Source organism: Zhengella mangrovi (genome assembly GCF_002727065.1).
Taxonomy (GTDB): domain Bacteria; phylum Pseudomonadota; class Alphaproteobacteria; order Rhizobiales; family Rhizobiaceae; genus Zhengella; species Zhengella mangrovi.
In genome coordinates, this window is sequence record NZ_PDVP01000006.1 from 99,650 (window position 1) to 126,102 (window position 26,453).

General features: G+C 67.2%; 19 protein-coding genes and 1 pseudogene. 6 read left to right on the top strand and 14 right to left on the bottom strand.

Translation table 11 applies throughout. The features are described from left to right. The first annotated feature begins 21 nt into the window (after positions 1-21). Both CSC94_RS12005 and CSC94_RS12010 read left to right on the top strand, forming a co-directional pair. Entirely contained in the window at positions 22-1,626 is a 1,605-nt protein-coding gene (locus tag CSC94_RS12005) for an FAD-dependent monooxygenase (protein ID WP_099306584.1), read from the top strand. Beyond that, entirely contained in the window at positions 1,623-1,802 is a 180-nt protein-coding gene (locus tag CSC94_RS12010; protein ID WP_099306585.1) for a DUF2783 domain-containing protein, read from the top strand. Before CSC94_RS12005 ends, CSC94_RS12010 begins: the two co-directional genes overlap by 4 nt. 111 nt (positions 1,803-1,913) lie before the next feature. On the opposite strand, the pseudogene cobA reads toward CSC94_RS12010, so the two are convergent. The 10 genes and pseudogenes from cobA to CSC94_RS12065 form a co-directional block, all read right to left on the bottom strand. Beyond that, a pseudogene (gene cobA / locus CSC94_RS12015) lies at positions 1,914-2,699 on the bottom strand (uroporphyrinogen-III C-methyltransferase); the annotation flags it as partial. Continuing rightward, the gene (locus CSC94_RS12020) at positions 2,695-5,352 is read right to left on the bottom strand and encodes a nitrate reductase (RefSeq protein ID WP_099306587.1); all 2,658 of its coding nucleotides are present in this window, start codon (positions 5,350-5,352) and stop codon (positions 2,695-2,697) included. The gene CSC94_RS12020 and the pseudogene cobA, both read right to left, overlap by 5 nt. 1 nt (position 5,353) lies before the next feature. Then, entirely contained in the window at positions 5,354-5,677 is a 324-nt protein-coding gene (gene nirD, locus CSC94_RS12025) for a nitrite reductase small subunit NirD (RefSeq protein ID WP_165784419.1), read from the bottom strand. Positions 5,678-5,682: 5 nt separating this feature from the next. Further along, positions 5,683-8,133 carry a nitrite reductase large subunit NirB gene (gene nirB / locus CSC94_RS12030; RefSeq protein ID WP_099306589.1) on the bottom strand — a complete coding sequence of 817 codons (2,451 nt, stop codon included), beginning with the start codon at positions 8,131-8,133 and terminating at the stop codon, positions 5,683-5,685. Positions 8,134-8,137: 4 nt separating this feature from the next. Further along, positions 8,138-9,898, bottom strand: a complete 1,761-nt coding sequence (locus tag CSC94_RS12035) for an ABC transporter ATP-binding protein (RefSeq protein ID WP_099306590.1) — start codon at positions 9,896-9,898, stop codon at positions 8,138-8,140. Positions 9,899-9,913: 15 nt separating this feature from the next. Beyond that, entirely contained in the window at positions 9,914-10,987 is a 1,074-nt protein-coding gene (locus CSC94_RS12040; protein ID WP_099306591.1) for an ABC transporter permease, read from the bottom strand. A gap of 72 nt (positions 10,988-11,059) precedes the next feature. After that, positions 11,060-12,427: a CmpA/NrtA family ABC transporter substrate-binding protein gene (locus CSC94_RS12045; RefSeq protein ID WP_099306592.1), complete on the bottom strand. Its 1,368-nt coding sequence runs from the start codon at positions 12,425-12,427 to the stop codon at positions 11,060-11,062. Between the two features lie 371 nt (positions 12,428-12,798). Continuing rightward, entirely contained in the window at positions 12,799-13,983 is a 1,185-nt protein-coding gene (locus CSC94_RS12050) for a CmpA/NrtA family ABC transporter substrate-binding protein (protein ID WP_099306593.1), read from the bottom strand. Further along, positions 13,980-14,585, bottom strand: a complete 606-nt coding sequence (locus CSC94_RS12055) for an ANTAR domain-containing response regulator (RefSeq protein ID WP_099306594.1) — start codon at positions 14,583-14,585, stop codon at positions 13,980-13,982. The genes CSC94_RS12050 and CSC94_RS12055 overlap by 4 nt, the downstream gene beginning before the upstream one ends. A 452-nt stretch (positions 14,586-15,037) precedes the next feature. Next, positions 15,038-15,922 (bottom strand): LysR family transcriptional regulator, encoded by an 885-nt coding sequence (locus CSC94_RS12065; protein ID WP_099306596.1) that lies wholly within the window; start codon positions 15,920-15,922, stop codon positions 15,038-15,040. 109 nt (positions 15,923-16,031) lie between these two features. On the opposite strand from CSC94_RS12065, the gene CSC94_RS12070 reads away from it, so the two are divergent. From CSC94_RS12070 to CSC94_RS12085, 4 genes are all read left to right on the top strand, one after another. Continuing rightward, positions 16,032-17,594, top strand: coding sequence for a proton-conducting transporter transmembrane domain-containing protein (locus CSC94_RS12070; protein ID WP_099306597.1), 1,563 nt, complete (start codon positions 16,032-16,034; stop codon positions 17,592-17,594). Between the two features lie 22 nt (positions 17,595-17,616). Next, positions 17,617-20,007: a YbcC family protein gene (locus CSC94_RS12075; RefSeq protein ID WP_205853302.1), complete on the top strand. Its 2,391-nt coding sequence runs from the start codon at positions 17,617-17,619 to the stop codon at positions 20,005-20,007. 121 nt (positions 20,008-20,128) lie between these two features. Next, positions 20,129-21,190 (top strand): DUF4424 family protein, encoded by a 1,062-nt coding sequence (locus CSC94_RS12080; RefSeq protein ID WP_165784415.1) that lies wholly within the window; start codon positions 20,129-20,131, stop codon positions 21,188-21,190. Positions 21,191-21,384: 194 nt separating this feature from the next. After that, positions 21,385-22,323: a metallophosphoesterase gene (locus CSC94_RS12085; RefSeq protein WP_099306599.1), complete on the top strand. Its 939-nt coding sequence runs from the start codon at positions 21,385-21,387 to the stop codon at positions 22,321-22,323. A 58-nt stretch (positions 22,324-22,381) separates the two neighbouring features. On the opposite strand, the gene CSC94_RS12090 is transcribed toward CSC94_RS12085, so the two are convergent. From CSC94_RS12090 to CSC94_RS12105, 4 genes are all read right to left on the bottom strand, one after another. Further along, positions 22,382-22,894 (bottom strand): c-type cytochrome, encoded by a 513-nt coding sequence (locus tag CSC94_RS12090; protein WP_099306600.1) that lies wholly within the window; start codon positions 22,892-22,894, stop codon positions 22,382-22,384. 27 nt (positions 22,895-22,921) lie between these two features. After that, the gene (locus CSC94_RS12095) at positions 22,922-24,304 is read right to left on the bottom strand and encodes an FAD-binding oxidoreductase (RefSeq protein WP_165784416.1); all 1,383 of its coding nucleotides are present in this window, start codon (positions 24,302-24,304) and stop codon (positions 22,922-22,924) included. Between the two features lie 220 nt (positions 24,305-24,524). Next, positions 24,525-25,883 (bottom strand): GAF domain-containing protein, encoded by a 1,359-nt coding sequence (locus CSC94_RS12100; RefSeq protein WP_099306602.1) that lies wholly within the window; start codon positions 25,881-25,883, stop codon positions 24,525-24,527. Then, positions 25,880-26,419, bottom strand: coding sequence for a hypothetical protein (locus tag CSC94_RS12105; protein ID WP_099306603.1), 540 nt, complete (start codon positions 26,417-26,419; stop codon positions 25,880-25,882). The genes CSC94_RS12100 and CSC94_RS12105 overlap by 4 nt, the downstream gene beginning before the upstream one ends. Positions 26,420-26,453 lie beyond the last annotated feature (34 nt).

The window sequence follows — 26,453 nt, forward strand, 5'->3', positions numbered from 1 at the left end:
AGAGCACGGAGGAAGACTGTCATGCGTCCCGCAGGTCGAGGCGAGCTGGACTCGCTCTATTTCACCTATCCCCATTTCGCGCCACCGCATCGCCCGGCAGATGAACCCGAGCGGCCGGTCGCCATCGTCGGAGCGGGTCCCGTCGGCATGGTCGCCGCCCTGACGCTCGCCCATCACGGCGTGCGCAGCATCCTCCTGGACAACAAGGCCACGTTCAACGACGGCAGCCGGGCCATCTGCATTTCCCGGTCGAGTTTCCATATTCTCGACCACCTCGGCGTGGTTGCGCCATTTCTCGAGAAATCACTCGGCTGGACGCTGGGGCGCAGCTTCTACCGCGGGCAGCAGATCCTCGAGTTCGCCATGCCCGACAGCGGCGACGAGAAATTCCGCCCGATGTACAATCTCGAGCAGCAATATATCGAAGCCTTCCTGTGGGACGCCGTCTCCCGGTCCGGCCTGATCGAGACGCGCTGGCAGAGCGAGGTCACCGGTCTTGCCGAGGGTGACGGCCAGGTACGGCTTTCCGTTGCCGACCCGAACGGCACCTACACCCTGCCCGCGCAATGGGTGATCGCCACCGACGGCGCCCGGAGCACCATCCGCGGGCTGTGCGGGCTGCGGCTCAAGGGCGAGAATTACGAAGGGCGCTACGTGATTGCCGACGTGCAGATGGATCACGACTACCCGACGATCCGGCGTGCACTGTTCGACCCGGTGTCGCGGCCCGGCGGCACCGTCCTCATCCATCGCCAGCCCGACAACATCTGGCGTATCGACTACCAGTTGCGGGAGGATGAAAGCGCCGAGGAAGCGACGCGGGAAGAAAACGTGCGCGCAGCCGTTGCCAGCGTGCTGGCCGAAATCGGCCACCAGGGCGACTGGGATCTCGAATGGTGGAGCATCTATTCGGCCAACACGCTGCTGCTCGACGACTATCGCCAGGGACGGATCTTCTTTGCCGGCGACAGCGCCCATATCGTGCCGATTTTCGGCGTGCGCGGCCTGAACAACGGCATCGCCGACGGGCACAACATCGGCTGGAAACTCGCTTCCGTCATCCAGGGCATGGCCGGCGAGGCGCTTCTCGACAGCTATACGCCGGAGCGGCGGGGAGCGACCCTCGACGTCTTCGCCAATGCGAGCAAGAGCACCCGCTTCATGACGCCTCCCAGCAAGGGATGGCGGGTGATGCGCGATGCCGCGCTCTCGCTTGCGCTGACCCGCCCGAGCGCCGGCATGCTCGCCAATCCGCGGCAGATGACACCCTATACCTATGCGCAAAGCCCGGCGACGGCCGGCGACGACCCGGCATTCCCGGCCGGACCGGTGCCCGGCGCCATGATGCCGGACGCGGCGCTGGACGGCGGCTTCCTGTCCGACCGCCTCGGCGAAGCGTGGACGCTGATCCTGTTCGGCACGAACGACATGCCGGCCCTGCCCGGCATCACGCAGGTGGCGCTTCCCGCCGACGGACCGGCAGCAGACCGGTATGGCGCGGTGGATGGCACCGCCTACCTCGTGCGGCCCGACCTTCACATCGCCGCGCGCTGGCGGCATGCCCGCCCGGAAGCCGTGCGCAAGACCCTGACCGACATCCTCGCGCTGCAGGAGGAAGCCGCATGAGACGCGAACAGATCGAGACCATTTACGAGGCCCTCGCCGAGGCCATCGACGCCGTTGGAGCGGGACAGAGCGAGGTCTATCTCGCCAAGGTCGCGCTGGCCCTCGCGGAGACGCTCGACGATCCGGACCGGGCGCTCGCCGTGATTGCCGAGTGCAGGACCGGCCTTGCCGGGTGAAAGGCACAGGCCGGTCTCACTTGCGGCCAGGGCGCGGCGTCCTCGGGACCGGTCGGATCGGATGGCTGCTGGCGCGGGGTGCCTTTGATCGCGGTGACGGCCGGCGGCGCATCACGCCATGCCGGCGACCCGTGCAACGGGGCCTGACGGCCCTTCCCGACATGCGGCCGCGGCCTGTGCTGCAAAGACCTGCCCGATGCCGATCATGACCGGCCCTTCCAGACCCAGGGTCGTGGCACCGAGGGCAAGGTCCGCCAGGCGCCCGAACCAGCGGGCCTCCCCGGGGCGGCTGACCGAGGCGGCCATGACCACGGGCGTTTCACCGGAAAGCCCTGCCGCGACAAGACGCCGGGAAATCGCCGCCGCCATGCGGCCCCCCATGTAGAAGATCGTCGTCGTCGCCGGATCGGCGAGGCACTGCCAGTCGACCGTATCGGGCAGTTCGCCCTTGCGGCTGTGGCCGGTCACGAAACGGACCGACTGGGCGCAATCGCGATGGGTCAGGGAAATGCCGAGCGACGAGGCCATGGCCAGTGCCGAGGTTATGCCCGGCACGACGGTGACCGGGATGCCCTCGGCGTTGAGCCGCTCGATCTCCTCGCCGGCCCGCCCGAAGATCATCGGGTCGCCGCCCTTGAGGCGGACCACGTGGCGGCCCGACCTGGCGAGGCGCACCATCATGTCGTTGATGTCGTCCTGCCGGCAGCTTTCGCGCCCGCCGCGCTTGCCGACGAGCATCCGGTGCGCCGTCTCGCGCGCCAGTGCCAGGATCTCGTCCGACACCAGGTCGTCGAACAGGATCACGTCGGCGGACTGCAGTGCCTTGAGCGCCTTGACCGTCAGCAGGTCCGGATCGCCCGGTCCCGCACCGACCAGCGTCACCCGTCCAAGGTCACTCGGCTGCGGCAATCGTGTGGGCATGTATGATCTCCATGATTTCGGCCCGGCAGGAACCGCAACTGGTTCCCGCTGCCGTCCGTTTCCCGACGTCCTCGGCATCGCGGCAGCCGGCGCGCACGGCATCGGCGATCTGGTTGGCGCCGATCCCCATGCAGGAACAGACGATTGCGCCCTTGTCCGGCATGTCTGCCGGAGGCCGCCCGGCAAGAACGCGCCAGCGTTCCTGCGGCGTGCCGAACTCGGCCAGCAACTGCTGCACGGCGAAGCTGCGCGACAGCGCCGCAGGCGTGCGCGCCATGTACATGGCCGCGCTCATCCGGCTGCCGGAAAAGGTCGCCGCCCGCAGGATGCCCTGCGACTGATCGAGCGCGGTCAGGGTATCGTCGCCGGCCGGCAGCGCGAGGTGGCCGTGCAGGAACCGGACCAGGTTTCCCGGGTCCTCGTTGACGGCGAACTCCAGCCGCCAGCCCGCGTCGGCCGGCGCCATGGCCCAGTAGTCGAGCCGGTCGACACGTGGCCTTTCCCGGCTGACGAGAAAGCCATGCCAGGAGAACGCGGCCTTGCGGACCGTGACCATGGACCCTTTCGAGGCCGGCTGGCCGGAGACGGGGTCGGTGTTGGCGGCGACGAGCGCGTCGACCCTGGCCGCCGATGCCGTCGTCCCGTTCCAGTGCATGGGCACGAACACATTGCCCGGCTTCTGGCCGGTCGAGACCATGGCACGGACCACGATGGCGGCATCGCCCGCGGAGAGCCGCACCAGGTCGGCCGGCCCGATCCCGAGACGCGCGGCATCCGCCGGATGGATCTCGCAATAGGGTTCGGCGATATGGGCGCTCAGGCGGGGTGAGCGGCCGGTGCGTGTCATCGTGTGCCACTGGTCGCGGATGCGGCCCGTGTTCAACCGCATCACGCCGGGACCGGCGATGGTTCCCGCCGGCTGCGAAACGGGGATGAAGCGTGCCTTGCGGTCCGGCGTGAAGAACCCGCCGTCGGCGAAGAACCGCGTGGTCCGGGCCGGATCGAACGCCTTTGCCTGCGGCCATTGGAACGGCGGCAGGGCGTCGTAATCCGCGCCCGGCAGTCCGGCCAGGGCGCCGATGTCCAGATCGCGCCGGCCAGCATTGCCGCGACCGGTCAGGGCCGCGTGTTCGCCGAAGATCGAGGCCGCGTCCGGCCAGTCGAAGGCCCGGCCCCACCCCATCCGCTGCCCGACCTGCGCCATTTGCCACCAGTCTGCACGGGCTTCGCCGGGCGCCGGAAGAAAGGCGCGCTGGCGCGAGATCCGGCGTTCGGAATTGGTCACCGTCCCGTCCTTCTCGCCCCAGGCCAGCGACGGCAGTTTCACATGGGCGAGGCGCGTCGTATCGGTTTGCGCGACGACATCCGACACGACAACGAAGGGGCAAGCGGCCAGCGCTTCGGCGACCCGGTCGGCCTGAGGCATCGAGACAACCGGGTTGGTGCCCATGATCCAGATCGCCCGGATGCGCCCGTCGGCCACCGCCTGGAACATCTCCACGGCCTTCAGGCCCGGCCTGACGGCCATCCGCGGCGCCTGCCAGAAATCCTGCACCAGCGTGCGATGATCGGCATTCTCAATGTCCAGGTGGGCGGCCAGCATGTTGGCCAGGCCGCCGACCTCGCGGCCCCCCATGGCATTGGGCTGGCCGGTGAGCGAGAACGGCCCCATGCCGCGCCGGCCGATGCGCGCCGTGGCCAGGTGGCAGTTGATGATCGCGTTGACCTTGTCGGTCCCCGCCACCGACTGGTTGACGCCCTGGCTATAGCAGGTCACGACCTTTTCGCTCCCGCACCAGAGGCGGTAGAATTCCTGCACCTCGCGCCCGGACAGGCCGGTGGTCCGGGCCACGGCTTCGGTGGTCCAGCGCGCGGCTTCCACCTGCGCCTCTCCCAGACCCGCCGTATGGGCCTCCACCCAGTCGCGCGCCACGTGGCCGTTGGCGACGATCCAGTTCAGGAGGCCGTTGAACAATGCCACATCGCTGTCCGGCTCGATGGCCAGGTGGCTGTCGGCGAGGTCGGCCGTCCTGGTGCGGCGCGGGTCGACCAGGACCACCCGCATCTCCGGACGGCGCTGCCGTGCCGCTGCGATCCGCTGGTAGAGCACCGGATGGCACCAGAGCAGGTTCGATCCTGCCAGCACGACCACGTCGGCCTCCTCGAGGTCCTCGTAGGTTCCCGGCACGGTGTCGGAACCGAAGGCGCGGCGGTGGCCGGCCACGGAAGAGGCCATGCAGAGGCGCGAGTTGGTGTCGATGTTGGCCGATCCGATGAAGCCCTTCATCAGCTTGTTGGCGACGTAGTAATCCTCGGTCAGGATCTGCCCGGAGACATAAAACGCGACGCTGTCGGGTCCGTGCCGGGCAACGGTCTGCGAGAAGCGGGCGGCCACGTGGTCCAGCCCCTCGTCCCAGGAGGCGCGGGCCCCGCCGATCTCGGGGTGCAGGAGACGGCCGCCCAGCCCCAGCGTCTCGCCGAGCGCGCTCCCCTTGGAGCAGAGCCGGCCGAAGTTCGCCGGATGATCCGGATCGCCCTTTACGGTCACCGAACCATCGGCCTCCGTCGTGGTCAATATCCCGCACCCGACACCGCAATAGGGACAGGCCGTGCGCACGCTGCCCTGCATGTCAGCCTCCGGCACCGAGATCCAGGAGCACGGTCCCGGCGTCCAGCATCACCGGGAAGGATTGCGTCGCTCCCTCGTCGGCGCCCTGCGCCTTTCCGCTTTCGAGCGAGATCACCCAGTTGTGCAGCGGGCAGGTGACGCAGCCATCGTGCACGATCCCCTGGCTGAGCGGTCCTCCGCGATGCGGACACCGGTCCTCCAGTGCGAAAAGCCGGTCATCGGCGGTACGGAAAACGGCGATGGTCATGTCGCCGTTCTTCACGCAGCGCGCACCCTGGCGCGGAATGTCGTCGATGGATCCGACGACGACCCAGTTGCGTGTCATGGCATTCATTCCGCAGCCTCCATCGAAAGGGTCGCCATTGGCCTGAACTCGTGCTTGTCCCTGCCCGAGACGCGCTCGCTCCAGGGATCCACCTGGGCGAATTTCTGGGACAGGACGAAGCGGTCGAAGCAGGCCCTGCGGCGGTCCGTGTCCTCGACGACCTGGCGCCGCACCTCGTCATGGCCGATGCGGGCCGCCCACTTGTAGATGCGCTCCAGGTAGCGCGCCTGCTCGCGGTACATCTGCGTCAGGGCGACGATGATCTCGAGCGCCTCGTCCTCGGTCCTGACCTGGCAGAGGACGTCGGTGCCCTTGATCTCCAGGCCCGCCGCACCGGCGAAATGGATCTCGAAGCCGGCATCGGTGCAGATCACCCCGATGTCCTTGCAGGTTGCCTCGGCGCAGTTGCGCGGACAGCCGGAGACGGCGAGCTTCACCTTGGCGGGCGTCCACGACCCCCACATGAACTTTTCCAGGCGGATGCCGAAGCCGGTGGAATCCTGCGTGCCGAAACGGCACCAGTCGGAGCCGACGCAGGTCTTCACCGTGCGCAGGCCCTTGGCATAGGCATGGCCCGAGACGAAACCGGCCTTGCCGAGATCTTCCCAGACCGCCGGCAGGTCTTCCTTCTTCACGCCGAGCATGTCGATGCGCTGGCCGCCGGTGCATTTCACGGTCGGAATGGCGAACTTGTCGACGACGTCGGCGATGGCGCGCAGTTCCTTCGACGAGGTCACGCCGCCCCACATGCGCGGGACGACCGAATAGGTGCCGTCCTTCTGGATGTTGGCGTGGACGCGCTCGTTGATGAACCGGGACTGGTAGTCGTCGGAATAGTCCTCGGGCCAGTCGCAGACCAGGTAGTAGTTGAGCGCCGGGCGGCACTTGGCACAGCCGCCGGAGGTCTTCCATTCCAACGCCTGCATGACCGCGGGAATGGTCTTCAGGCCACCGGCCCTGATCAGCCGGCGCACGTCATCGTGGCCAAGATCGGTGCAGCCGCAGACCGGCGTCACGGCGGCCGGGTTGTAGCTGTCGCCGAGCGTCAGCGCCATCACCTTCTCGACAAGGCCGGTACAGGTGCCGCAGGAGGCCGATGCCTTGGTGTGCGCCCTGACCTCGTCCAGCGAGGTCAGCCCCCGGGCGGTGATGGTCTCGACGATCCTGCCCTTGCAGACGCCGTTGCAGCCGCAGATCTCCGCCTCAGGCGGCAAGGCTGCAACGGCCGCCATAGGGTCCAGCGGGGATCCCCCCTGGTAGGCCTGGCCGAAGACGAGCGTCTCGCGCATTTCCGCGATGTCGGTGCCATTGCGGATCATGTCGAAGAACCACGGACCGTCGGCCGTGTCACCGTAGAGCACGGCGCCGATCAGGCGGTTGTCCTTCAGGACAAGGCGCTTGTAGATGCCCGCCATGGCATCGCGCAGGACGATTTCCTCGCGGCCCTCGCCTTCCGCGAAATCGCCGGCCGAATAGAGGTTGACCCCGGTCACCTTGAGCTTGGTCGCCAGTTCCTTCGGCACGAAGCGGGATTCCCCGCCGAGGAGATTGTCGGCCAGCACGGCCGCCTGGTCGTAGAGCGGCGCCACCAGACCGAACAGCTGTCCGTCGAGGTCGACGCATTCGCCGAGCGCGTGGATGGACGGATCGTTCAGGGTGGTCAGCGCGGACGTCACCGAGATGCCGCGCGCGACCTCGATGCCCGCATCGACGGCCAGCCGGGTTTCCGGGCGGATGCCGACCGCCATGACGACGAGGCTCGCCTCGAAGCCGGTGTTGTCTTCCAGGAGCACGCCTTCCACGGCATCGGAGCCGAGGATGGCGGCTGTCGATGCCTTGCAGTGAACCTTGATGCCGCGGCCCTCCAGGTCCCGCTTGAGGAGATATCCCGCCGCTTCGTCAAGCTGGCGTTCCATCAGGTGCCCGGCGAGATGGATCACGGTCACGTCCATGCCGCGTTCCTTGAGACCGGCTGCCGCTTCCAGGCCGAGCAGGCCGCCGCCGATCACCACCGCCTTGCCGCCGGCCTCGGCCGCGGCGATCATGGCGTTGGTGTCGTCGAGGTCGCGATAGGTCACGACACCGGGCAGGTCCCTTCCCTCGACGGGAATGATGAAGGGCGCCGAGCCGGTGGCGATGACGAGATCGTCATAGGGCACGCTGCCCTTCTCGCCGTGCACGGTCTTCGCCTCGCGATCGATCCTCACCACGTGTTCGCCGAAGCGGGTCGTGATGGCATTGTGGGCATAGAACGCATCGTCATGGGTCACGATATCCGCCCAGGACTTCTCGCCCGACAGCACCGGCGAGAGCATGATGCGATTGTAGTTGCCGCGCGGTTCGGCATTGAACAGCGTGATGTCGAAGGCCTGCGGATCGCGTTCCAGGAGGTGTTCGACCAGACGGCCCGACGCCATGCCGGCGCCGATGATCACGAGCTTACGTTTCTGGGTCATGTCTTTACTCCGCGGCCGCCAAAGGGGCCGATCCCTTCTGTCGCGCGATCCGGTGCGCGCGTTTTTCGGAAATGGACTTGAGCTGGGCTTCGGTCGGGTTGGCGCCGCCCTCGTAGGCCTCCAGGAATTCCAGCAGTTCCTCGCGGTAGGCGTAGTAGTCCGGATGATCGAGCAGGCCCTTGCGCGAGCGCGGCCGCGGCAGGTCGACCTCCATGATGTTGCCGATGCGGGCCCGCGGACCGTTCGACATCATCACCACGCGGTCGGCCAGAAGGATGGCCTCGTCGACATCATGGGTGACGCAGACCGCGGTCACCTCCGTACGCGCCCAGACATCCATCAGCACATCCTGCAGCTCCCAGCGGGTCAGGCTGTCGAGCATGCCGAACGGTTCGTCGAGGAGCAGGAGCTTCGGCGACAGGGCAAAGGCGCGGGCAATGCCGACGCGCTGCCTCATGCCGTTGGAGAGGTCGAGTGCCGGGCGGTGCATGGCATCGGCCAGGCCGACCCGCTGCAGGTAGTACTCGATCACGTCGCGCCGCTCTGCATCCGATGCCCCGGGATAGACCCGGTCCACGCCAAGCTCGACATTCTCGTAGGCTGTCAGCCACGGCATCAGCGATGGCGCCTGGAAGACCACCGCACGATCCGGCCCGGCCCTGGTGACATGGCGGCCGTCGAGGATGACCGCGCCCTCGGTGATGGCGTTCAGCCCCGCGGCCATGGACAGGACGGTCGACTTGCCGCAACCCGAGTGACCGATGAGGGTGACGAACTCGCCCTTGCGCATCTTCAGTTCGAAACCGTCGACAACGGTCAGCGGGCCCTTCGGCGTCGGGTAGACCTTGGTCAGTTGCGAGAACTCCAGGAAGCGCGCGTCCCGCGACGAGGCGGAGGCCTGCAGCCAGGCGTCGGGAACCTTGTCCCTGCCGGCCGGATCGATCGGCACCACGTTGGGCAGGTCGATCGCCCGTTCCTCTTCCAAGCCGCGGCTCGTCCCCAGTTCCATCATGTAGCCGGTGATCTCGCCGCGCAGCCGGATGAAGGCCTCGTCGGAGTTCATGTCGGCGCGGTCACGGGGATGGGCGAAGGGAACCCGGAACTCGCGGCCGAGCGTTGCCCGGGGACCGGGTGTCAACGGGATGATGCGGTCCGCCAGGAGGATGGCCTCGTCGACATCGTTGGTGACGAGGATGATGGTCTTCTTCTCTTCCTGGCAGATGCTGGCGAACTCGTCCTGGAGCTTGGCACGTGTCAGCGCATCGAGCGCCGACAGCGGTTCGTCGAGCAGGAGGACATCCGGCTGCATGGCGAGCGCCCGGGCGACGGCGACACGCTGGCGCATGCCGCCCGACAGCTCGGCCGGCTTGCGGTCCCGGGCATGGGCGAGGCCGACCATGGTGACATAGCGATCGACGATCGCGGCCCGCTGATGCCTGGGCATTGCCGCGTGAACGCTGTCCACGGCGAGCGCCACGTTGCCGGCGACGGTCAGCCAGGGCATCAGCGAGTAGGACTGGAACACGACACCGCGTTCCGGGCCCGGGCCGCTGATTTCCTTGCCGCGGAAGATCACGCCGCCTTCATCGGGGGCGATCAGCCCGGCCAGCGCGGAGATCAGGGTGGTCTTGCCGGATCCCGAGTATCCGACGATGGCGATGAATTCGCCCTCGTCGACCTTGAGATTGACGTTGTCGAGAACGTCGGTGCGGCTTGTGCCCTCACCGTAGGATTTCGACATTGCGGAGATTTCGAGGATGGTCATCGCAGCAGCCCTCCCCTAGCGCTGTGCCGAAAATGTGAAGGCGCGCTGCAGGGCGTACATCACCCGGTCGAGCAGGAAGCCGATGATGCCGATGGTGATCACCGCGACCATGATGCGCGCCAGCGACTGCGAGGAGCCGTTCTGGAACTCGTCCCAGACGAACTTGCCGAGGCCGGGATTCTGGGCGAGCATTTCGGCGGCGATCAGCACCATCCAGCCCACGCCCAGCGACAGCCGCAGACCGGTGAAGATGAGCGGCAGCGCCGAGGGGAGCACCACCTTGGTGATGGTCTTGCCGGTCGGAAGCTGCAGCACGCGGCCGACGTTCATCAGGTCCTTGTCGACGCTGGCGACTCCCAGTGCCGTGTTGATCAGCGTCGGCCAGAGCGAGCACAGCGTGACGGTGACGGCGGAGATCAGCAGCGACTTGGGCAGCCAGTCGACCGGATCGGCATAGGCCGCCGACACGATCATCGTGACGATGGGCAGCCAGGCGAGCGGCGAGACCGGCTTGAAGATCTGGATCAGCGGGTTGATGGCGCCATTGACGCTGCGCGACAGGCCCGACGCGATGCCGAGCGGCACGGCGATCAGCGTGGCGATGACAAAGCCGAGGCCGACGGTGACAAGCGAGGTGCCGATCTGGTCGAGATAGGTCGGCTTGCCGGTGTAGGTGCGCCATTTCACGCGGTCTTGCTTGCCGGCGGCGGTGAGCCTGGCGTTGCGCTCCTCCTGCCGCTCGTAGAACTCTGCGGCCTTGCGGCGCTCGTCCTTGTGGTCTTCCCAGAGGTTGACGGCCTGCGACCAGACCTGGGCGGGGCCGGGCACGGCGCCAAGCGACGTCTGCACCTGCGGCGCCAGCACGCCCCAGGCCAGAAGGAAAACGGCGATGCCGACGAGCGGGATGACGAGGACCCGCTTGAGTTCGCCGAACTGCTCGCGCGGGCTGTCGCCGGCGGCCATTTTCAGGAGCGGGACGAGCCAGGAGAAGCCGAGCGCGTCCAGCCATCCGCTGGCCCTGTTGATCGCCGGCAGCAGGCGTTCCCGGCGCCGGGCCGGTGCGGTTGCGATGTCGGTTGCATGTGCCATGGTGGGGGTCTTTCGGAATGTCTGGAGAAATGCGGGAGCGGTCCGCGGCGAACCGCTCCGCGTTCGTGCCGGTCAGCCGCCGACGATCTCGTCGCCCTTCAGGCCGATCGTGAGCGAGTTGAGATAGGCGTTCGGCTGGCGGCCGTCATAGGGAATGCCGTCGATGATATCGGCAGCCGGGGTCGGCTCGCGGTAGCCATCGGTCGCCCAGGGGAAGTCGGCCTCATCGACCAGACCCTCGTCGACCAGCATGCGTGCCGCCTTGAGGTAGATGTCCGGGCGATAAACCGAACGGGCAACCTCGTCATACCAGGAATCCGGCCTGGATTCGGCGATCTGGCCCCAGCGGCGCATCTGGGTGAGGTACCAGACGGCGTCGGAATAGAAGGGATAGGTCGCGTTGTAGCGGTAGAAGACGTTGAAGTCCGGTACCGAGCGCTTGTCGCCCTTCTCGTATTCGAACGTCCCGGTCATGGAATTGGCGATCACCTCGGCGTCGGCGCCGACATACTCGGAACGCGACAGGATCTCGACGGCTTCCTTGCGGTTCGCATTGTCGTTCTCGTCGAGCCACTTGGCGGCGCGGATGAGCGCCTTGGTGATGGCCAGCGTGGTCTGCGGATACTGGTCGGTGAACTCCTTGGTCAGGCCGAAGACCTTTTCCGGGTTGTTTTTCCAGATCTCGAAATCGGTGATCACCGGCACGCCGATCCCCTTGAACACGGCGGCCTGGTTCCAAGGCTCTCCGACGCAATAGCCGGAGATCGTGCCCGCCTCGAGGGTCGCGGGCATCTGCGGCGGCGGCGTGACCGACAGAAGGGCATCGGCCTGGAGCTGGCCGGAAACATCGCTCGGCGAATAGAAGCCGGGGTTGATGCCGCCCGCTGCCAGCCAGTAGCGCAGCTCGTAATTGTGCGTGGAGACCGGGAAGACCATGCCCATGTTGAAGGTCTTGCCCTCGGCCTTGAACTTGTCGATGACCGGCTTCAGGGCCGAGGCCGAGACCGGGTGCTGAGGCCTGCCGTCGGCGCCAACGGGGATGTTCGCCTTCATCAGGTCCCAGACCTCGTTCGACACGGTGATGCCGTTGCCGTTCAGGTCCATGGAAAAGGGCGTGACGATGTGGGCCTTGGTGCCGTAGCCGATGGTGGCTGCCAGCGGCTGGCCCGCGAGCATGTGGGCCCCGTCGAGTTCGCCGGTGATCACCCGGTCGAGCAGCACCTTCCAGTTTGCCTGGGCTTCCAGGGTGACGAACAGGCCCTCGTCCTCGAAATAGCCCTTCTCGTAAGCAACGGCGAGCGGCGCCATGTCGGTGAGCTTGATGAAGCCGAATTTCAGTTCATCCTTTTCGACGTCGAGCATTTCCGCGCTTGCCGAAGCAAGCGGAACAGCCAGGAAAATGGCAGCGGCTGAACCGAGGAGGTAACGGCGGTTGATCATGGTCCCAGTCTTTCTGTCCGGTTCTGCGGGTTGCGCCTGGCGGCGCGCGGCCCGCGTTGAATAAAAAAAGCCGCCGTTCAGGCCCTTGGTGCTCCGTACATCCGGGAGTTCACCTTGGGCCTGATCGGCGGCTTTGCCTTGTGTGCGCCCGTCATTGGACGCGAAAATCAAATCCGGGAGGATCTGGAAATATCAAAGCAGGAACCGTGCCAGTTCCTGATAAAATCTATCAATTATCTGTTTTTCTTAGATTTTTGCCGGATTTGCAGAAACTTGCCAGTGCGGTGGTGGGCGGGAAAACGCTAAAAAATTGCCCAAGGTTCGCGCATGAAATGTGCACTGCACAATTTCAAGGCAGGCGATCCGGCCTGTCAGGCGGGCACCGATTGCGCAGCGATGTAGTCGTCGAGACGGTCAGGATCGAAGGTGCGGCGATCGAAGAAACCGTCGGGTCCCAGCGTCAGGGCGCCACCGCTGGCGCCGACCTGGCCGGGGCCGGAGAGCGCCCCTTCCACCTTGGCATTGGCAGACGGCACGACGCCGCCGGCTGCCAGGATGGCAGCGCGGTAGAGGTCCGGCCGGTAGGTCTGGCGCGCCATGCGGGCATGGTCGGCACTGTGGGCCACCTGCCCCCACCGCACCATCTGAGAATAGAACCACAGCGCATGGCTCTGCCATGGAAAGGTCGCGGCACGCTCGAAAGAGACAAACCGGGCGGGGCCGGCCAGCGACTGGCGCAGGAGGCCGACATCCAGGCCAAGCCCCTCCGGCGCGGCAAGCATTTCGGCCAGGGCCTCGCCGTTGGCAGGATCGCCGCACCAGCGCGCGGCTCGGTACAGCGCGGTCAGCAATCCCGCGACGGCATCCGGGTTCTCTCCTGCCCACCGGCTCGACATGCCGAGGACCTTCTCCGGACTGTTGGCCCAGATTGCCTGCTTGGTCGTCAGGATGCGCCCCACGCCGCGCATCTCGGCCTCGGTGTTCCATGGCTCTCCGACGCAATAGCCATCGAGGTCACCCTGCGCCAGGGCATCCGGCATGAAGGACGGCGGCAGGATCACGATCTCGACGTCGCGGTCCGGCGCGATGCCGCAGGCGGCCAGCCAGTAGCGCAATTCGAGGTTATGCGAGGAATGCGGATGCACGACGCCGAAACGCAGGAGCGGTTTTCCCGAAGCGGCGCGGCGGCCGATCTCGGCGTGAAGCAAGGCACCGGCCCGCGCGGCATCATCGGGATTGCCCGGCGCGCCAAGGGCCTCGTGCAGCGCGAGGGAGACGGTGATGGCATTGCCGCCCAGCCCCAGCGCCATCGGCGCGATCAGGGCCGTGGAAAACGGCGTCAGGCCGAGATTGGCGGCGATCGGCATGGGCGCGAGCATGTGGGCCACGTCGACGTGGCCCACGGCCATCCGGTCGCGCACATTGGCCCAGGAGGTTTCCCGCATGAGCTGCAGATCGATGCCCTGCTCTGCCGCCATGCCGAGATCGCGGGCAGCGATCAGCAGAGAGGCATCCAGCAGGGGGATGAAAGCGGCGCGGATCGCAAACATCGTCATTCGTCCTCGCCTTGCCCGCCAAGCAGGCTTGCCGACAGCAACAGGCTTTCGGCCACCTCGACGATCTTGCGGTTCTGGTTCATGGCCGTCTTCCTGAGAAGCGAATAGGCGGCGCCCTCATCGAGACCCCGCGATTTCATGATGAGGCGCTTGGCCCGGTCCACGGTATCGCGGTCGGCCAGGGCATCCTTGGCGCTCTGCAGTTCCCGCTCGAGGCGGGAAAACGCGTTGAAGCGGCTGATGGCCATTTCCATGATCGAGCGTACGCGGTCCTGCCGGAAGCCGTCGACGACATAGGCCGAGACGCCGGCCTCGATCGCCGCTTCCATGGACTGGCGATCCGACTTGTCCACGAACATGGCGATCGGCTTCTTCACCGCCCTGGCGACCTGGAGCATGTCTTCCAGCATGTCGCGGTTCGGATGGCCGAGATCCATGATGATGACCTCGGGTTCCAGTACGGCGATGCGGGCCGCGAGGCCCCGCATCTCGGTCAGCACATGCACATCATGATAGCCCTCCTTGCGCAGACCTTCCTCGATGATGGCGGCGCGGGCGGGATTGGTATCGATGACGGCAATGGTGGACCGGGCGGCGTTCATGCCTTCATTTTGCGCATGCTAACATTTTGTGCAATGCACATTCTGCGCTATCCGCCAGCAAACGCGCCCGGCCGGGAGCGTTTGCGCTTCCCGCTGGAGCGTTCCCAAGCTCCGTGCTGTCGTTTCTGCGCAATTCCGGACGCGAAACCGGTGTCCACTTTCGCTGGAATTGCTTTGCCCTTACCGCAATTCCGGACGCGAAACCGGGGGCCACTTTCGCTGGAATTGCTTTTCCCCGCCGCAATTCCGGACGCGAAACCGGGGACCACTCTCGCTGGAATTGCTTTGCCCTTACCGCAATTCCGGACGCGAAACCGGGGGCCACTTTCGCTGGATTTGCTTTGCCCTTACCGCAATTCCGGACGCGAAACCGGGGGCCACTTTCGCTGGAATTGCTTTGCCCCGCCGCAATTCCGGACGCGAAACCGGTGTCCACTTTCGCTGGAATTGCTCTAATCAATAGCCCTGAAGGCGGACAGCGCCTCGCCGACCAGCGGGTTCGGAAACCGCCGCTGCAGGGTGACCGCGCAGAAGGTCTCCGTGATTCCCTCGAGCCGGGCATATTCGACGAGCGCCCCACTGGCCAGTTCATCGCGCACGACGATGGGCGGAATCACCGCCAACCCGGCACGCGCCCGCGCCAGCAGACGCAGCATGGCCATGTCGTCGGCCTCGGCCGCGATCTTCGCAACCACGCCAAGCCGGGCCAGCAGGGCATCGAAGGATGCTCGCAGCGCCGATTCCGGCGTCGGCAGGATCAGCACTTCCCGTTCCAGCAGATCCTTCACGGTGCGGCCCGCCAGCCTGCTGTCGGGTGCGCCGATCAGGCTTACCGGCTGCTCCGCGAGCTTGTGCACCAGGTAGGGGCTGACGGCGTCGCGCGCCGGAACGAGATTGGTCAGAACCACGTCTATCGCCATGGCCTCCAGAGCGCGGAGAAGATCGGGCTGCGCACCGGAGCGCAGCACGACCTCGACATCGTCCCGCCCGATCACCGGGTCGAGGAAGGCGATCTGGAAGTTGCGCGACAGGGTCGCCAGGGCACCGATCCTCAGCGCCTGCCGCCTGGTCCCGGCGGTCCGGAGCGTCGCCGCCAGGTCTTCCGCGGCACGGAAGATTTCCTCGGCGTGGTCGAGCGCGATGCGGCCGGCCTCGGTCAGGACCAGGTTGCGTCCGCTGCGCTCGAACAGGTCGTGTCCCAGCGACCCTTCAAGGGCCTTGATCTGCGTTGAAACCGCCGACTGGGAGATGTTCAGGGCGCGCGCGGCCCCGGTGAGGGTCCCATCGCGCGCCACGGCGCGGAAAAGCCTGAGATGATGAAGGTTGAGCGTCGCCATTCTTCGATAATACAGAACGTTTCTGAAGATAATATGAAATTTTCTTGATGCTTTCCATTCCCTACAGAGGGGCACGCCATTCGTGTCACCAACCTGCCGGAGAGGGTTCATGGCATCCACCCTGTCGCTATCCTATCTCTCACCCCTCGTGCTCCTTCTCGTGGCCGTGCTCGCCTTCGCCCGTCCCGGGCGGCGCCCCGGCGGCCTGCCTCGCTGGTCGGAGATGGCGGCCTTCGCCGCGCTCGTGCTGACGGCCGCCGGGTTTTTCCAGTATCTTGCCAACGGCGCCTCGCGTCTCGGGATCCTCGACGGACCCGCCTTCACCGGCCTGCGGGCCGATTCCGTCAGCCTCGCGCTCGCCCTTCTCGTCTCGTTCATCGGCTGGATCGTGATCCGCTACAGCCGGACCTATCTCGACGGCGAGGACCGCGAAGGCGCGTTTCACGGCCTCATGCTGGCAACGCTGGCCGCGGTGCTCGTCTTCGTCCAGGCCGCCAGCCTTTCGGTGCTCTCCGCAGCCATGATCGCCGTCGGCCTGACGCTGCGGCGGCTGCTGGTGTTCTACCCCGCACGGCCGGAAGCGCGGCGGGCGGCCACCAAGTTCGCTCTGGCCTGGCACGCCGGGGATGCGGCGCTCGCCCTGGCCGCCGTGCTGATCGCCCTGTCCTTCGGCACGGGGGATCTCGCCGCGCTCGGCACCGCCGCGGCCTCCCACGGCACCGGCATCGGCGCGACGCTCGGGGTCGTGTTCCTGGTTCTTGGCGCAGCCCTCAAGACCGCAGCCTTTCCGCTTCACGGCTGGCTGACCGAGGTGATGGAAGCGCCCACACCCGTCTCGGCGCTGCTTCATGCCGGCGTCATCAATTCCGGCGGCGTGATCCTGATCTCCCTGGCCGGCGTGGTGCAGGCGAACCCCGGGGCCATGGCCGCGCTGGTGCTTGCCGGCGGCTTCACCGCGCTCTTCGGCGCCACCGTGATGCTGACGCAAAGCGCCATCAAGACCTCGCTTGCCTGGTCGACGGTCTCGCAGATGGGGTTCATGCTGCTTCAGTGCGGCATGGGCCTGTGGCCCCTCGCGCTGCTGCACATCATCGCCCATTCGCTTTACAAGGCCCATGCCTTCCTGTCGTCGGGCACTGCGGTGTCCTCGGTCGCGGCGCTTCGCCGTCCCGGCCCCGTGGCCATCCCGGGCCTGTCGGTCGTGGTCCGGTCCTTCGTGCTCGCCCTGGTTCTGTATGGCGCCATCGCGGCGCTGTTCACCTTCGTGCTCGGCCCGAAATCCGCCCAGGCCCTCGCGCTTGGCGCGATCCTCATCTTCGGCGTCGCCTATCTCGTCGCCCAGGGACTTGCCGACCTGGCGCCGGCCGACCTGACGCGACGCACGGTGCTGGCGTCCGTCGCCGCGGCCATCGCCTATTTCTCCTTCCAGGCCGCCGCCAAGGGCGTGTGGGGAAGCACGCTGCCCCCGGCCCCATCACCCGGCCCGCTGGAATGGGCGCTGATCGTGCTGGCGATCCTGTCCTTCGGCCTCGTCGCCTTCGCCCAGGCACTCTTTCCCCTTTGGGCCCATCACCCGGCCACGACCGGCCTGCGGGTGCATCTCGCCAACGGCCTCTACCTCAATGCCCTGCTGGACCGCGCCATTGGCGGCTTCCGCAAGGCCACCACCTGACCTGATGGAGACGATCATGTTCATGAACCATTCCCGGATCGTGCCGGCCCGGCTGGCCGAGATCATGAAGGCGGCAGAAGCCGCGGCCCGCGCGATCCCCCCGGCCTTCCCGCTGGAAGCCACGGTTGCCGTCAACCCGTTCCTCGGCCAGGCGGGCGAGGACCTGGCGACGGCCTCGGCAAGGCTGATGCGCGTTGCCGGCATCGAGGCGACGCAGAGCGCGACGGACCATGCCCGTGCGCTGGACGAGGGGCGGATCACCGATGGCGATCTCGCCGACGCGCTGGACGCCTCACCCCATGCCTCGAAGCCGGCCTCCGTCAATGCGCTGAAGGCGATGATCACAAGCCAGCGGGATGCCGAACCGGCCACGGCGCTGCCGACGATCGCCGACCTGGCAGCGGCCGCGACGGGCACGGACTGGCCAGCGCTCATCGAGAAGACCGTGGGGCTGTGGGCGGCCGGGCATTTCGACAAGGGCCAGGCCCTGTGGGCGCCCGCGCCCGGCGCCGATGCCTACGCGGCCTGGCGGACCTGGGCCATCCATGACCTGACGCCGGAGATCGCGGGCCTTGCCGGTTTCTGCGCCCATGTCAGCGCCGCGCCGGACACCGCCGAGCGCGCGATCCTGCGGGCTGCCGACACGATCGGCCTGAGCGATGCGGCCGCGGAAACGGCCTTCCACCGGCTCTACATGGACCTCGGCGGCTGGTCGCAGCATGCCCGCTGGCTCCTGTGGCGGGCAGAGATGGAGGGCGGTCACGACGAGACGCTCGCCGGCCTGCTCGCGATCCGCCTCCTCTGGGAAGAGGCCCTGCTGCGCCATGTGCCGGGTGTTGCCGACTCCTGGGCGCAGACGGTCGCCGCGCATGGTGAGCCTGTCCGGCCATCGGCCCGGCAGATCGCCCTGGCCATTTTCCAGGACGCGGCCGACCGGGCCCATCAGCGGCGCCTCGCCGCAGTGCTGGATGGCACCGCCACCGGCGCAGCGGGCGGAAAGAGCCGGCCGTTCCTGCAGGCGGCCTTCTGCATCGACGTGCGGTCGGAGGTGTTCCGCCGCGCACTGGAAAGCCTGGACCCGGGCATCGAGACGATCGGCTTTGCCGGTTTCTTCGGCCTGCCGGTCTCCCACAAGGCCAGCGGATCGGATGTCGCCGAGGCGCACCTGCCGGTACTGCTGGCGCCGTCCGTGCAGACGACGAGCCATTGCGGCGCGGCCTGCGAGCACGACGTGCGGATCGCGGCGCGCACGGTGCGGGCCTGGGGCCGTTTTCGGCAGGCCGCGGTCTCGTCCTTCGCCTTCGTGGAATCGGCCGGGCCGTATTACGCGGCAAACCTGGTGAAGGATGCACTTGGCCTCGCCGGCAAGACCGCGACCGCGGAACCGGCGCCGCGGATCAGCGGCAGCCTGCCGGCGGAGGAAAAGGCCGGCACGGCGGCCAGGGTGCTCAGGGCGATGGGCCTGACCGGCACCTTCGGCAAGGTGGTGCTGCTGCTCGGCCACGGCGCCCAGGCCAGGAACAATCCGCATGAGAGCGCCTATCACTGCGGCGCCTGCGGCGGGTATACCGGCGAGGTGTCCGCGCGGCTCCTCGCCGGGCTTCTCAACGATCCGGAAACGCGGAACGGGCTGACGGCCCACGGCATCGACATTCCCGGCGACACCCTGTTCGTTGCCGGGTTGCACAACACGACGACCGATGCGGTCATCCTTCACCGCGACGATGCCGCGTCCGGTCCTGGCGGCGACCTGCGGACCGTCGCCAACTGGCTGAACGAGGCCGGACGGATCGCTCGCGCCGAGCGGGCGCCGCGGCTGCCCGGTTCCTCGGCCGGGACGATTGCCGCCCGTGCCATGAACTGGGCGGAGGTGCGCCCGGAGTGGGGCCTCGCCGGCTGCGGCGCCTTCATTGCAGCCCCGCGCGCGGCGACGGCGGGCAGGAACCTTGGCGGCCGCGCCTTCCTGCACAGCTACGACTGGCAGGCCGACACCGGTTTCGGCACGCTCGAACTGATCCTGACCGCCCCGGTGGTCGTGGCAAGCTGGATCAGCCTGCAATACTACGGTTCCACCGTTGCGCCGTCCGTGTTCGGCGGCGGCAACAAGCTGATCCACAACGTGGTCGGCGGTATCGGCGTGACCGAGGGCAACGGCGGACGCCTGCGCCCCGGCCTGCCGCTGCAGGCGGTGCATGACGGCGACAGGCCGGTGCACGAACCGCTGCGCCTGACGGTGCTGATCGAGGCACCTCGCGAGGCCATCACGGACGTGCTGCGGCGGCACCCGGATGTCCGGGACCTGTTCGACAACGGCTGGCTGCATCTCTTCGCCCTGAAGAACGGGCGGATCGATGCCCGCTACCGGCCGGGGCTGCGGTGGTCAGGCGAGACACAAGAGGCAAAGGCGGCGTGATGCACCGCGTCTGCCCGGCGCATGGTGCGGCTTTGCCTGCGGGGCAATGAGCGGCATCAATGCCGGGCGGACGTTTGCTGTCATCATTTCCGGACATCCTGCCCCTGTTCCGGAGACGCACGTGGAGAAACGCTACACCTGGGTGAAACGCCCGCCGTTCGGCCGGAAGTTCCCCGCCACGCTCGCCGCCCTCGCCTGCGTGGCGATGGCCGCGCCGGCCCCACCGGCGCATGCCAATGCCTCGGTCGGTCACCTGGCAACCGGCGGCCTCGTGCTGTCGCGCACGGAAGCTATTGAAATGGCGTCGGAGGATCTTTTCATCTCGATGAAGGAAATCCGGGTCACCTACCGCTTCTTCAATCGCACGGACGCCGATGTCACGACCCTGGTCGCCTTTCCGCTTCCCGACATCCGCGTGCCGTCGCAGGAGGACAATTTCGTCATCCCGGAACCCGATGCCACGCAGAATTTCCTTGCCTTCGACGCCGAAGTTGATGGAAAAAGGATTGCCCTCCAGGTCGAACAGCGTGCCGAAGTCCTGGGCGTCGACCAGACCGTGCTGCTGCGAAGCCTGAACCTGCCGGTCTCCCCCTATGACGCAAAGTTGCCAGGGCTCCTCGCCCGGCTATCCGAACCCGCCCGGAAGCAATTGCGGGAAAACGGGCTGATCGACGATTCGAACCTGACCTCGGGCCTGCCGGTCGAGTTCCGCATCCGGCCGCTCTGGACCACCCGAACGACCTACTATTGGACGCAGACCTTTCCCGCCCGAAAGGACATCACCGTTGCCCTTCGCTACAAGCCTTCGGTCGGCGGCGCCGCGCAAAGCTATATCGGCGAGGACTACATGAGCAGCGAGAGCCGGCGCGCCTACGAGCAACGCTATTGCATCGGGGAAAGCCTCGTGAGCACGGTGCGGCGGGCGCGCTTGCGGGACAAGGGCCGCAAGCTGTTCTTCGCCGAGGAGTGGATCGAATACATCCTTTCGACAGGCGCCAACTGGGCCGGGCCGATCGGCACGTTCACGCTGACGGTCGACAAGGGCTCGACCGGGAACCTCGTCAGCCTCTGCATGGACGACATGCGAAAGGTCGGTCCGACGCTCTACCGCGCCGAAAAGAAGGATTTCCGGCCGCGACGCAATCTCGACGTGCTCTTCCTCGTGCCCCGCCGGCTGCCCTGAGCATCAACGCGGGCTGTCGCAACCAGCATTTCGAAGCTGCCTGGAGCATCTCCGGAGCCGTTCGTGCGCCCGATGTTCGCCCGCCGCGGTCTTTTTTTGCAGGACCGGGCAGGAAACCGGCGCCCGCCTTTGCCGGGATTGGCTTAACCTCTCCCGCGAGACACCTGACACTTCACCAGACCAAAGGAGACCCGATGGGACCCATCGACATCATCCCCGACATCCACGGCCAGCACGCCAAGCTGATGACCGCACTCGACGCCCTTGGCTGGCGGCGCACGCCGGCCGGCTGGATCCATCCCGACCCCGACCGGAGCATCGTCTTCCTGGGAGACTTCATCGACCGCGGCCCGAACAACGAGGCAGTCATCCGCACGGTCCGCGACCTCATCGACGCCGGAAAGGCCCGCGCCGTCATGGGAAACCATGAACTCAACGCCATTCACTACCACACGGTGAATCCGGTGGATGGCGAACCGCTGCGCCTCCACTCCCAAAAAAATGAAAAGCAGCACGGGAGCTTTCTCGCGGAATTCCCGTTCGACAGCGCCAAGGCGAAGGAGGCCATCGGCTGGATGCGCGGCCTGCCACTCTTCCTCGAGGACGACGGTTTCCGCGCGGTGCATGCCTCCTGGATGACGCCGACCATCGACCGGTTGCGCGACCTTACGACCACCGGCGTGCTGTCGGAAGAGCAGTTCATCGAGGCGGCAACAACAGACAACGAACTGTTTCATCTCGTCGAGGCCACCACCAAGGGACCGGAAGGCCGCCTTCCGGATGGCCATTCCTTCGAAGACAAGGATGGCCAGCTTCGCCACCACGTGCGGCTGCAGTGGTGGAAGGCCGACGCGGCGACCTGGCGCGACATCGCGATGTCGGTGCCCGATCCCGCTGTCCTGCCGGATGAGCCACTGACGGGCACCCTGCTGGAACAGACCTATGCAGCCGGAGACCGGCCGGTGTTTTTTGGCCACTACTGGCTGACGGGCGACCCGGTCCTGCAGGCGCACAACGCCCTCTGCCTCGACTATTCGGCCGGCAAGGACGGCCCGCTGGTGACCTACGAGTGGCTTCCCGGCGATGGCGCGCTGACGACCGACCGGATCCGCGTTCACGCAGCGAACAGGTGAACGAGACCGGTCCGGCACGGGCCGGCCACGCGGGATGCCACGCGGCCGGATCGAGGTATTATTGACCGGCACCGGGCAGCGTGACCCGGTAGAAGGGAAGCCGTGCGGCGCTGCTGTCCGCCACCGGTTCCTGCGCCGTGCCCGCTTCCGGTTCCAGCGAGCGGAGATAGGCCGCGATTGCCACGAGGTCATCCTCCTTCATCGCGGCATAGGCCGGGAAGGGCATGACCGGCGCGAGGACGAGGCCGTCCGGCGCCGTTCCCGTCCTCAGCGTGCGGATGATGTCGGCTTCGCTCCAGCCGGCAAGGCCGGACGCGTGGGGCGTCAGGTTGGATGGCCAGAACACGCCGAGGCCGGGTATCTCGAACCCCACCGTGCCGCCGCTGAGACCCGCGCCGGGGACCGGGGCACCACCCGGTCCGCGCGGTGCGTGGCACCCCGCGCAATCCATGATCGAGACGAGGTAGGCGCCGCGGGCCAGCCGGTCCGATTGCTCGCCGGCTCGCGGTGCCATGACCGGGAGTGCCAGGGCCGCAGCCGCGCAAAGCGCGATTCTCGCGATTGTTTTCATGCTGTCTGCTCCTTTTCGCGTCCGGGTTCAGGCTGCCGGCCGCGCAGCCGCCGGCCCGGTCAGCGAGCGGAAGCGGCCGTGCGGGTCATGGAGACGGCAAAGGGCGGCCAGGCGGGCCACCACGGCCGGCGAATGGATCGACACGGGACGGTCTGCGCGTTCGAGGTCGGATTCGCCGACGTAGGTTCCCGTCGCGACCGGTTCGATGGCGCCCATGGTCCGGCGCAGCCAGGACATGTTGGCCGCGTCGTCCGCTTCGCGGTCCCAGATGGTGTAGACGCTGGCGAACACCTCCCCGATGCGCGAAAAGGCGGCATCGCCGGGCGCCTTCGCGTTGGGCGAGCGCAGAGCCACCAGCGCGAAGGAGTGGGGCGACGGCCGGCGGGCATAGTCAGCGACCATGCTCGCCAGGATCCGGGCAAAGGACGCGTCGGACCAGAGCGTGTCGACGGCATAGCGCTTGCCTTCCGGCGTCGAGACCGAGGTCAACTGGTAGAGCACGTCGAAGGGTGTCGGCATGGCGTCCATGCGCTCCATGGCCGTGGCCGGCGCGTCGGCAAAGAGGCGGTCCAGGATGGCGCGGGCCTCCGCCTCGCTTGCCGCGAAGGCCGTGGCGATGACGGCCAGCACGAAGGCACCTTCCGGCGCGTTGGCTTCCGGCGGAGGGGCCGACACCTTGACGGTGAACTCGAGGTTGGCCGGCGCATGGCGCATTGCCCGTTCCGCCCATTCGCCCACGCCCGCGGCATCCCCCGGCGCATAGACATGGACGCTCGACAGGATGGCCTTCGGCGCCTCGAACAGGCGCACCTTGTATCCGGTCACGACGCCGAAGAATTCCGGGCCGGCGCCGCGCGCCGCCCAGAGAATGTCCGGGTGGTGTTCGTCGTCGGCGTGGACCAGCCTTCCATCGGCGAGCACGACATCGACGCCGACGACGGAAAAGCAGGCGATGCCCCACTCGCCCGCATTCCAGCCGACACCGCCACCCAAGAGATAGCCGCTGACCGGCACCGTGGCGCAGTGGCCAACGGGAAAGGCAAAGCCATGGCGCGCCAGCGCGGCGGCCAGGCGTTCGTTGGTCACGCCGGGACCGACGAGCGCGGTGCCCGCCCTGACATCGATCTGGAGATGATCGAGCGCGCTCACGTCGACGACGACCTCGCCCTTCAGGGCAATGCCGGTGAAATTGTGACCGCCGCCGCGCGGCGATACGGAGAGACCGTTGGCCGCGGCGAAGGCCATGGCCCTGGCGACATCGGCGGCTTCCGCGGCCCGGACCACGTAGCGGGGCCGGAGCTGCGGCTTGCGGCCGTTCCAGACGAGGTCATCGCAGATCTGGCGCGAGGCCGGGTCGAAGATTTCAATGGCGGCGCCACGCAGGCCGCGCTTCAGTTCCTGTATGTTCATTGTCTCGTTCCATGTCCTGACGGCAGCCGCCGGCAGCCGGATTCCGTCCGCCGCGCGCTGCGTTGCCGTGCTTGTTTTCAGGGAGATGCCGCATTGCTTTCGCCGCGGCACCGGCATCAGGACCCCTGCCAGAAGGCCGGCCCGATGCATGGCCGGAGAGATACAGCCGGCCGGCGACGGACGCCTGCTAAGAGATCCATCGTGAAATGCTAAAAGATTGCTATCCGGCGGAAAGCGTGCCGGCGGCGCTGAGGTTTTCCAGCTTCAGGCTGCACTGCGTGACGAGACGGAAGCGGCCGCGACCGCTCTTCTCGATCCGCAGGCAGGCCTGGCGCTCCTCCAGCCGCTTGCGCAGCAGGATGAGGCGCGCGTCGAGGTTCTCGGCGAATTCCGGCAGGCGCAGCGTCGGGTCGATGCGCAGTTCGCGGGTGGTGAATTCCGTCCGGCCGGTTTCCTTGAACTCGCCGAGCAGGCGCCAGAGGATGGCGCCCGCGACCCCCTTGATGAGGTAATCGTGACCGATGAAAATGCTCTGGTCGGGCGCGTGAAACCGCACGGCGACCGAGTTCTCGCCGGCCGCCGGTCCAGACACGGCCTCGACTTCCGCCACGGCGGCCTCGTCCTTCAGTGCGCCGATCAGGAGGCCGAGATGCCCGGCAAGCAGCAGCAGGGCATCCTCCTCGTCGTAGCCGAAGCGCATGGTCTCCTCGGCCTCGGCAAACAGGATGCCGAGCAGGTCATCCTTCAGGAGGATCGGCAGGGCGATCTGGCTGCGCGGGCTTTTCAGCCCCGGGAACGGGATTTCCGTCGGCACGCCGCTCAGGATGCCGGCGCGCCGCGCGGTATGCACCATGGCGGCGCCGTAGCGGTATTCCATGGTCATGTGGCCGATGCGGATCGGCGCCTTCTCGCGGGCTGCGACGCCGATGACGCCCTCGCCGAACGCCACTTCCGAGCCGACGCCGGAACTGGCATAGCCGCGGGAGGCAACGGTATAGAGGCGCTCCGTCCCGCCTTCGGCCATCAGTACCATGGCATAACGGATGGCGAAATGCTGCTCGAGGCCGGCGAGCGCCGTGTCCAGCAGGTCTTCCAGGTCGTCGCACCGGTCAAGCCCGGCCTGGCAGGCGCGCAGATCGGCCAGCAACTGGTGCTCCGGCGGCCCGGGCAGCAATTGCCAGCACGGCACCTCCTCAACGGAAAAGACCCGGTAGATATCGGCGCCGAGCAGGCGGAAGACACCATCCATGCCGTGATGCGACGCGATGCCTGCCAGCTTGGCCTTCATGGTTTCGAAGACCGCGCCCTGGCTGCGGGTCTCGAGGAACTCGAGCGCCAGGCGATGGGTGACCAGCGTCACCGGATCGGTGATCATCACCGACGCCTTGCGGGTTGCCAGGACGTTGCGGCGCGTCTTGTTGAAGAACTGGTAGCTGAGCGCAACGTGGCCGCTGTCGACGAAGTGAACCTGCGAGATCATCGACACGTTGGGCATGCCGTCGCCGTCGCAGGTGGTCAGCACGGATGCGACGATCCCCTCCATCGAGCGGCGCAGCGGCTTGAGATCGACCGCGGTCATGGTACGGACACCGGTGCGCCGGCGCCCGGTCCCGGCGTCTGCATGAAGGCCTGGCAAGGCCGGAAGGAGATCGCCACGACATCGGCCATGTCGGCATTGACCCAGCTGTTGGCGACCTGCGGCGGCAGGCCGATCTCGATCAGTTCATCGCGAAAGACCATGCACTGGCGCAGGATCTCGGGGTGATCGCCGGGATCGGCGTCGCGCACCCCGGCCCCGTGCGCCTTGACCTGGAAAGAGGCGTGATCGATGGCGCGGCTGAAGGTGACCGCCACTCTGGCCCCCTCGGCGATGGCGGCGAGCAAGGGCGCGTTGGTCGCCCTCTTGGCGAAGACGCGGATGCAGCCGGCCGGATCGATCCGCGCGCCGAGCCCGATGCCGGACAGCGGATTGCCGTGCCGGTCGCAGCAGCCGATGACCACGCTGACGCCGCCCTGGGCGAGCGCAACGAGGTCCGAGGGCAGGAGATCGTGCGCCGATCGGTTCGAAGGCGCGCTGCCGTCCTGGTCACTGGCAGGGTTTCCACCGTCTGTCATTCGTCACGACCATCCACCGTTGCCCGGAAGATGA

Bases quoted from the DNA above. Each gene is read 5' to 3' on its own strand.
- CSC94_RS12005 (WP_099306584.1), top strand. From the start codon at position 22: ATGCGTCCCGCAGGTCGAGGCGAGCTGGACTCGCTCTATTTCACCTAT.
- CSC94_RS12010 (WP_099306585.1), top strand. From the start codon at position 1,623: ATGAGACGCGAACAGATCGAGACCATTTACGAGGCCCTCGCCGAGGCC.
- CSC94_RS12020 (WP_099306587.1), bottom strand. From the start codon at position 5,352: ATGCAGGGCAGCGTGCGCACGGCCTGTCCCTATTGCGGTGTCGGGTGC.
- nirD (WP_165784419.1), bottom strand. From the start codon at position 5,677: ATGACACGCAACTGGGTCGTCGTCGGATCCATCGACGACATTCCGCGC.
- nirB (WP_099306589.1), bottom strand. From the start codon at position 8,133: ATGACCCAGAAACGTAAGCTCGTGATCATCGGCGCCGGCATGGCGTCG.
- CSC94_RS12035 (WP_099306590.1), bottom strand. From the start codon at position 9,898: ATGACCATCCTCGAAATCTCCGCAATGTCGAAATCCTACGGTGAGGGC.
- CSC94_RS12040 (WP_099306591.1), bottom strand. From the start codon at position 10,987: ATGGCACATGCAACCGACATCGCAACCGCACCGGCCCGGCGCCGGGAA.
- CSC94_RS12045 (WP_099306592.1), bottom strand. From the start codon at position 12,427: ATGATCAACCGCCGTTACCTCCTCGGTTCAGCCGCTGCCATTTTCCTG.
- CSC94_RS12050 (WP_099306593.1), bottom strand. From the start codon at position 13,983: ATGACGATGTTTGCGATCCGCGCCGCTTTCATCCCCCTGCTGGATGCC.
- CSC94_RS12055 (WP_099306594.1), bottom strand. From the start codon at position 14,585: ATGAACGCCGCCCGGTCCACCATTGCCGTCATCGATACCAATCCCGCC.
- CSC94_RS12065 (WP_099306596.1), bottom strand. From the start codon at position 15,922: ATGGCGACGCTCAACCTTCATCATCTCAGGCTTTTCCGCGCCGTGGCG.
- CSC94_RS12070 (WP_099306597.1), top strand. From the start codon at position 16,032: ATGGCATCCACCCTGTCGCTATCCTATCTCTCACCCCTCGTGCTCCTT.
- CSC94_RS12075 (WP_205853302.1), top strand. From the start codon at position 17,617: ATGAACCATTCCCGGATCGTGCCGGCCCGGCTGGCCGAGATCATGAAG.
- CSC94_RS12085 (WP_099306599.1), top strand. From the start codon at position 21,385: ATGGGACCCATCGACATCATCCCCGACATCCACGGCCAGCACGCCAAG.
- CSC94_RS12090 (WP_099306600.1), bottom strand. From the start codon at position 22,894: ATGAAAACAATCGCGAGAATCGCGCTTTGCGCGGCTGCGGCCCTGGCA.
- CSC94_RS12095 (WP_165784416.1), bottom strand. From the start codon at position 24,304: ATGAACATACAGGAACTGAAGCGCGGCCTGCGTGGCGCCGCCATTGAA.
- CSC94_RS12100 (WP_099306602.1), bottom strand. From the start codon at position 25,883: ATGACCGCGGTCGATCTCAAGCCGCTGCGCCGCTCGATGGAGGGGATC.
- CSC94_RS12105 (WP_099306603.1), bottom strand. From the start codon at position 26,419: ATGACAGACGGTGGAAACCCTGCCAGTGACCAGGACGGCAGCGCGCCT.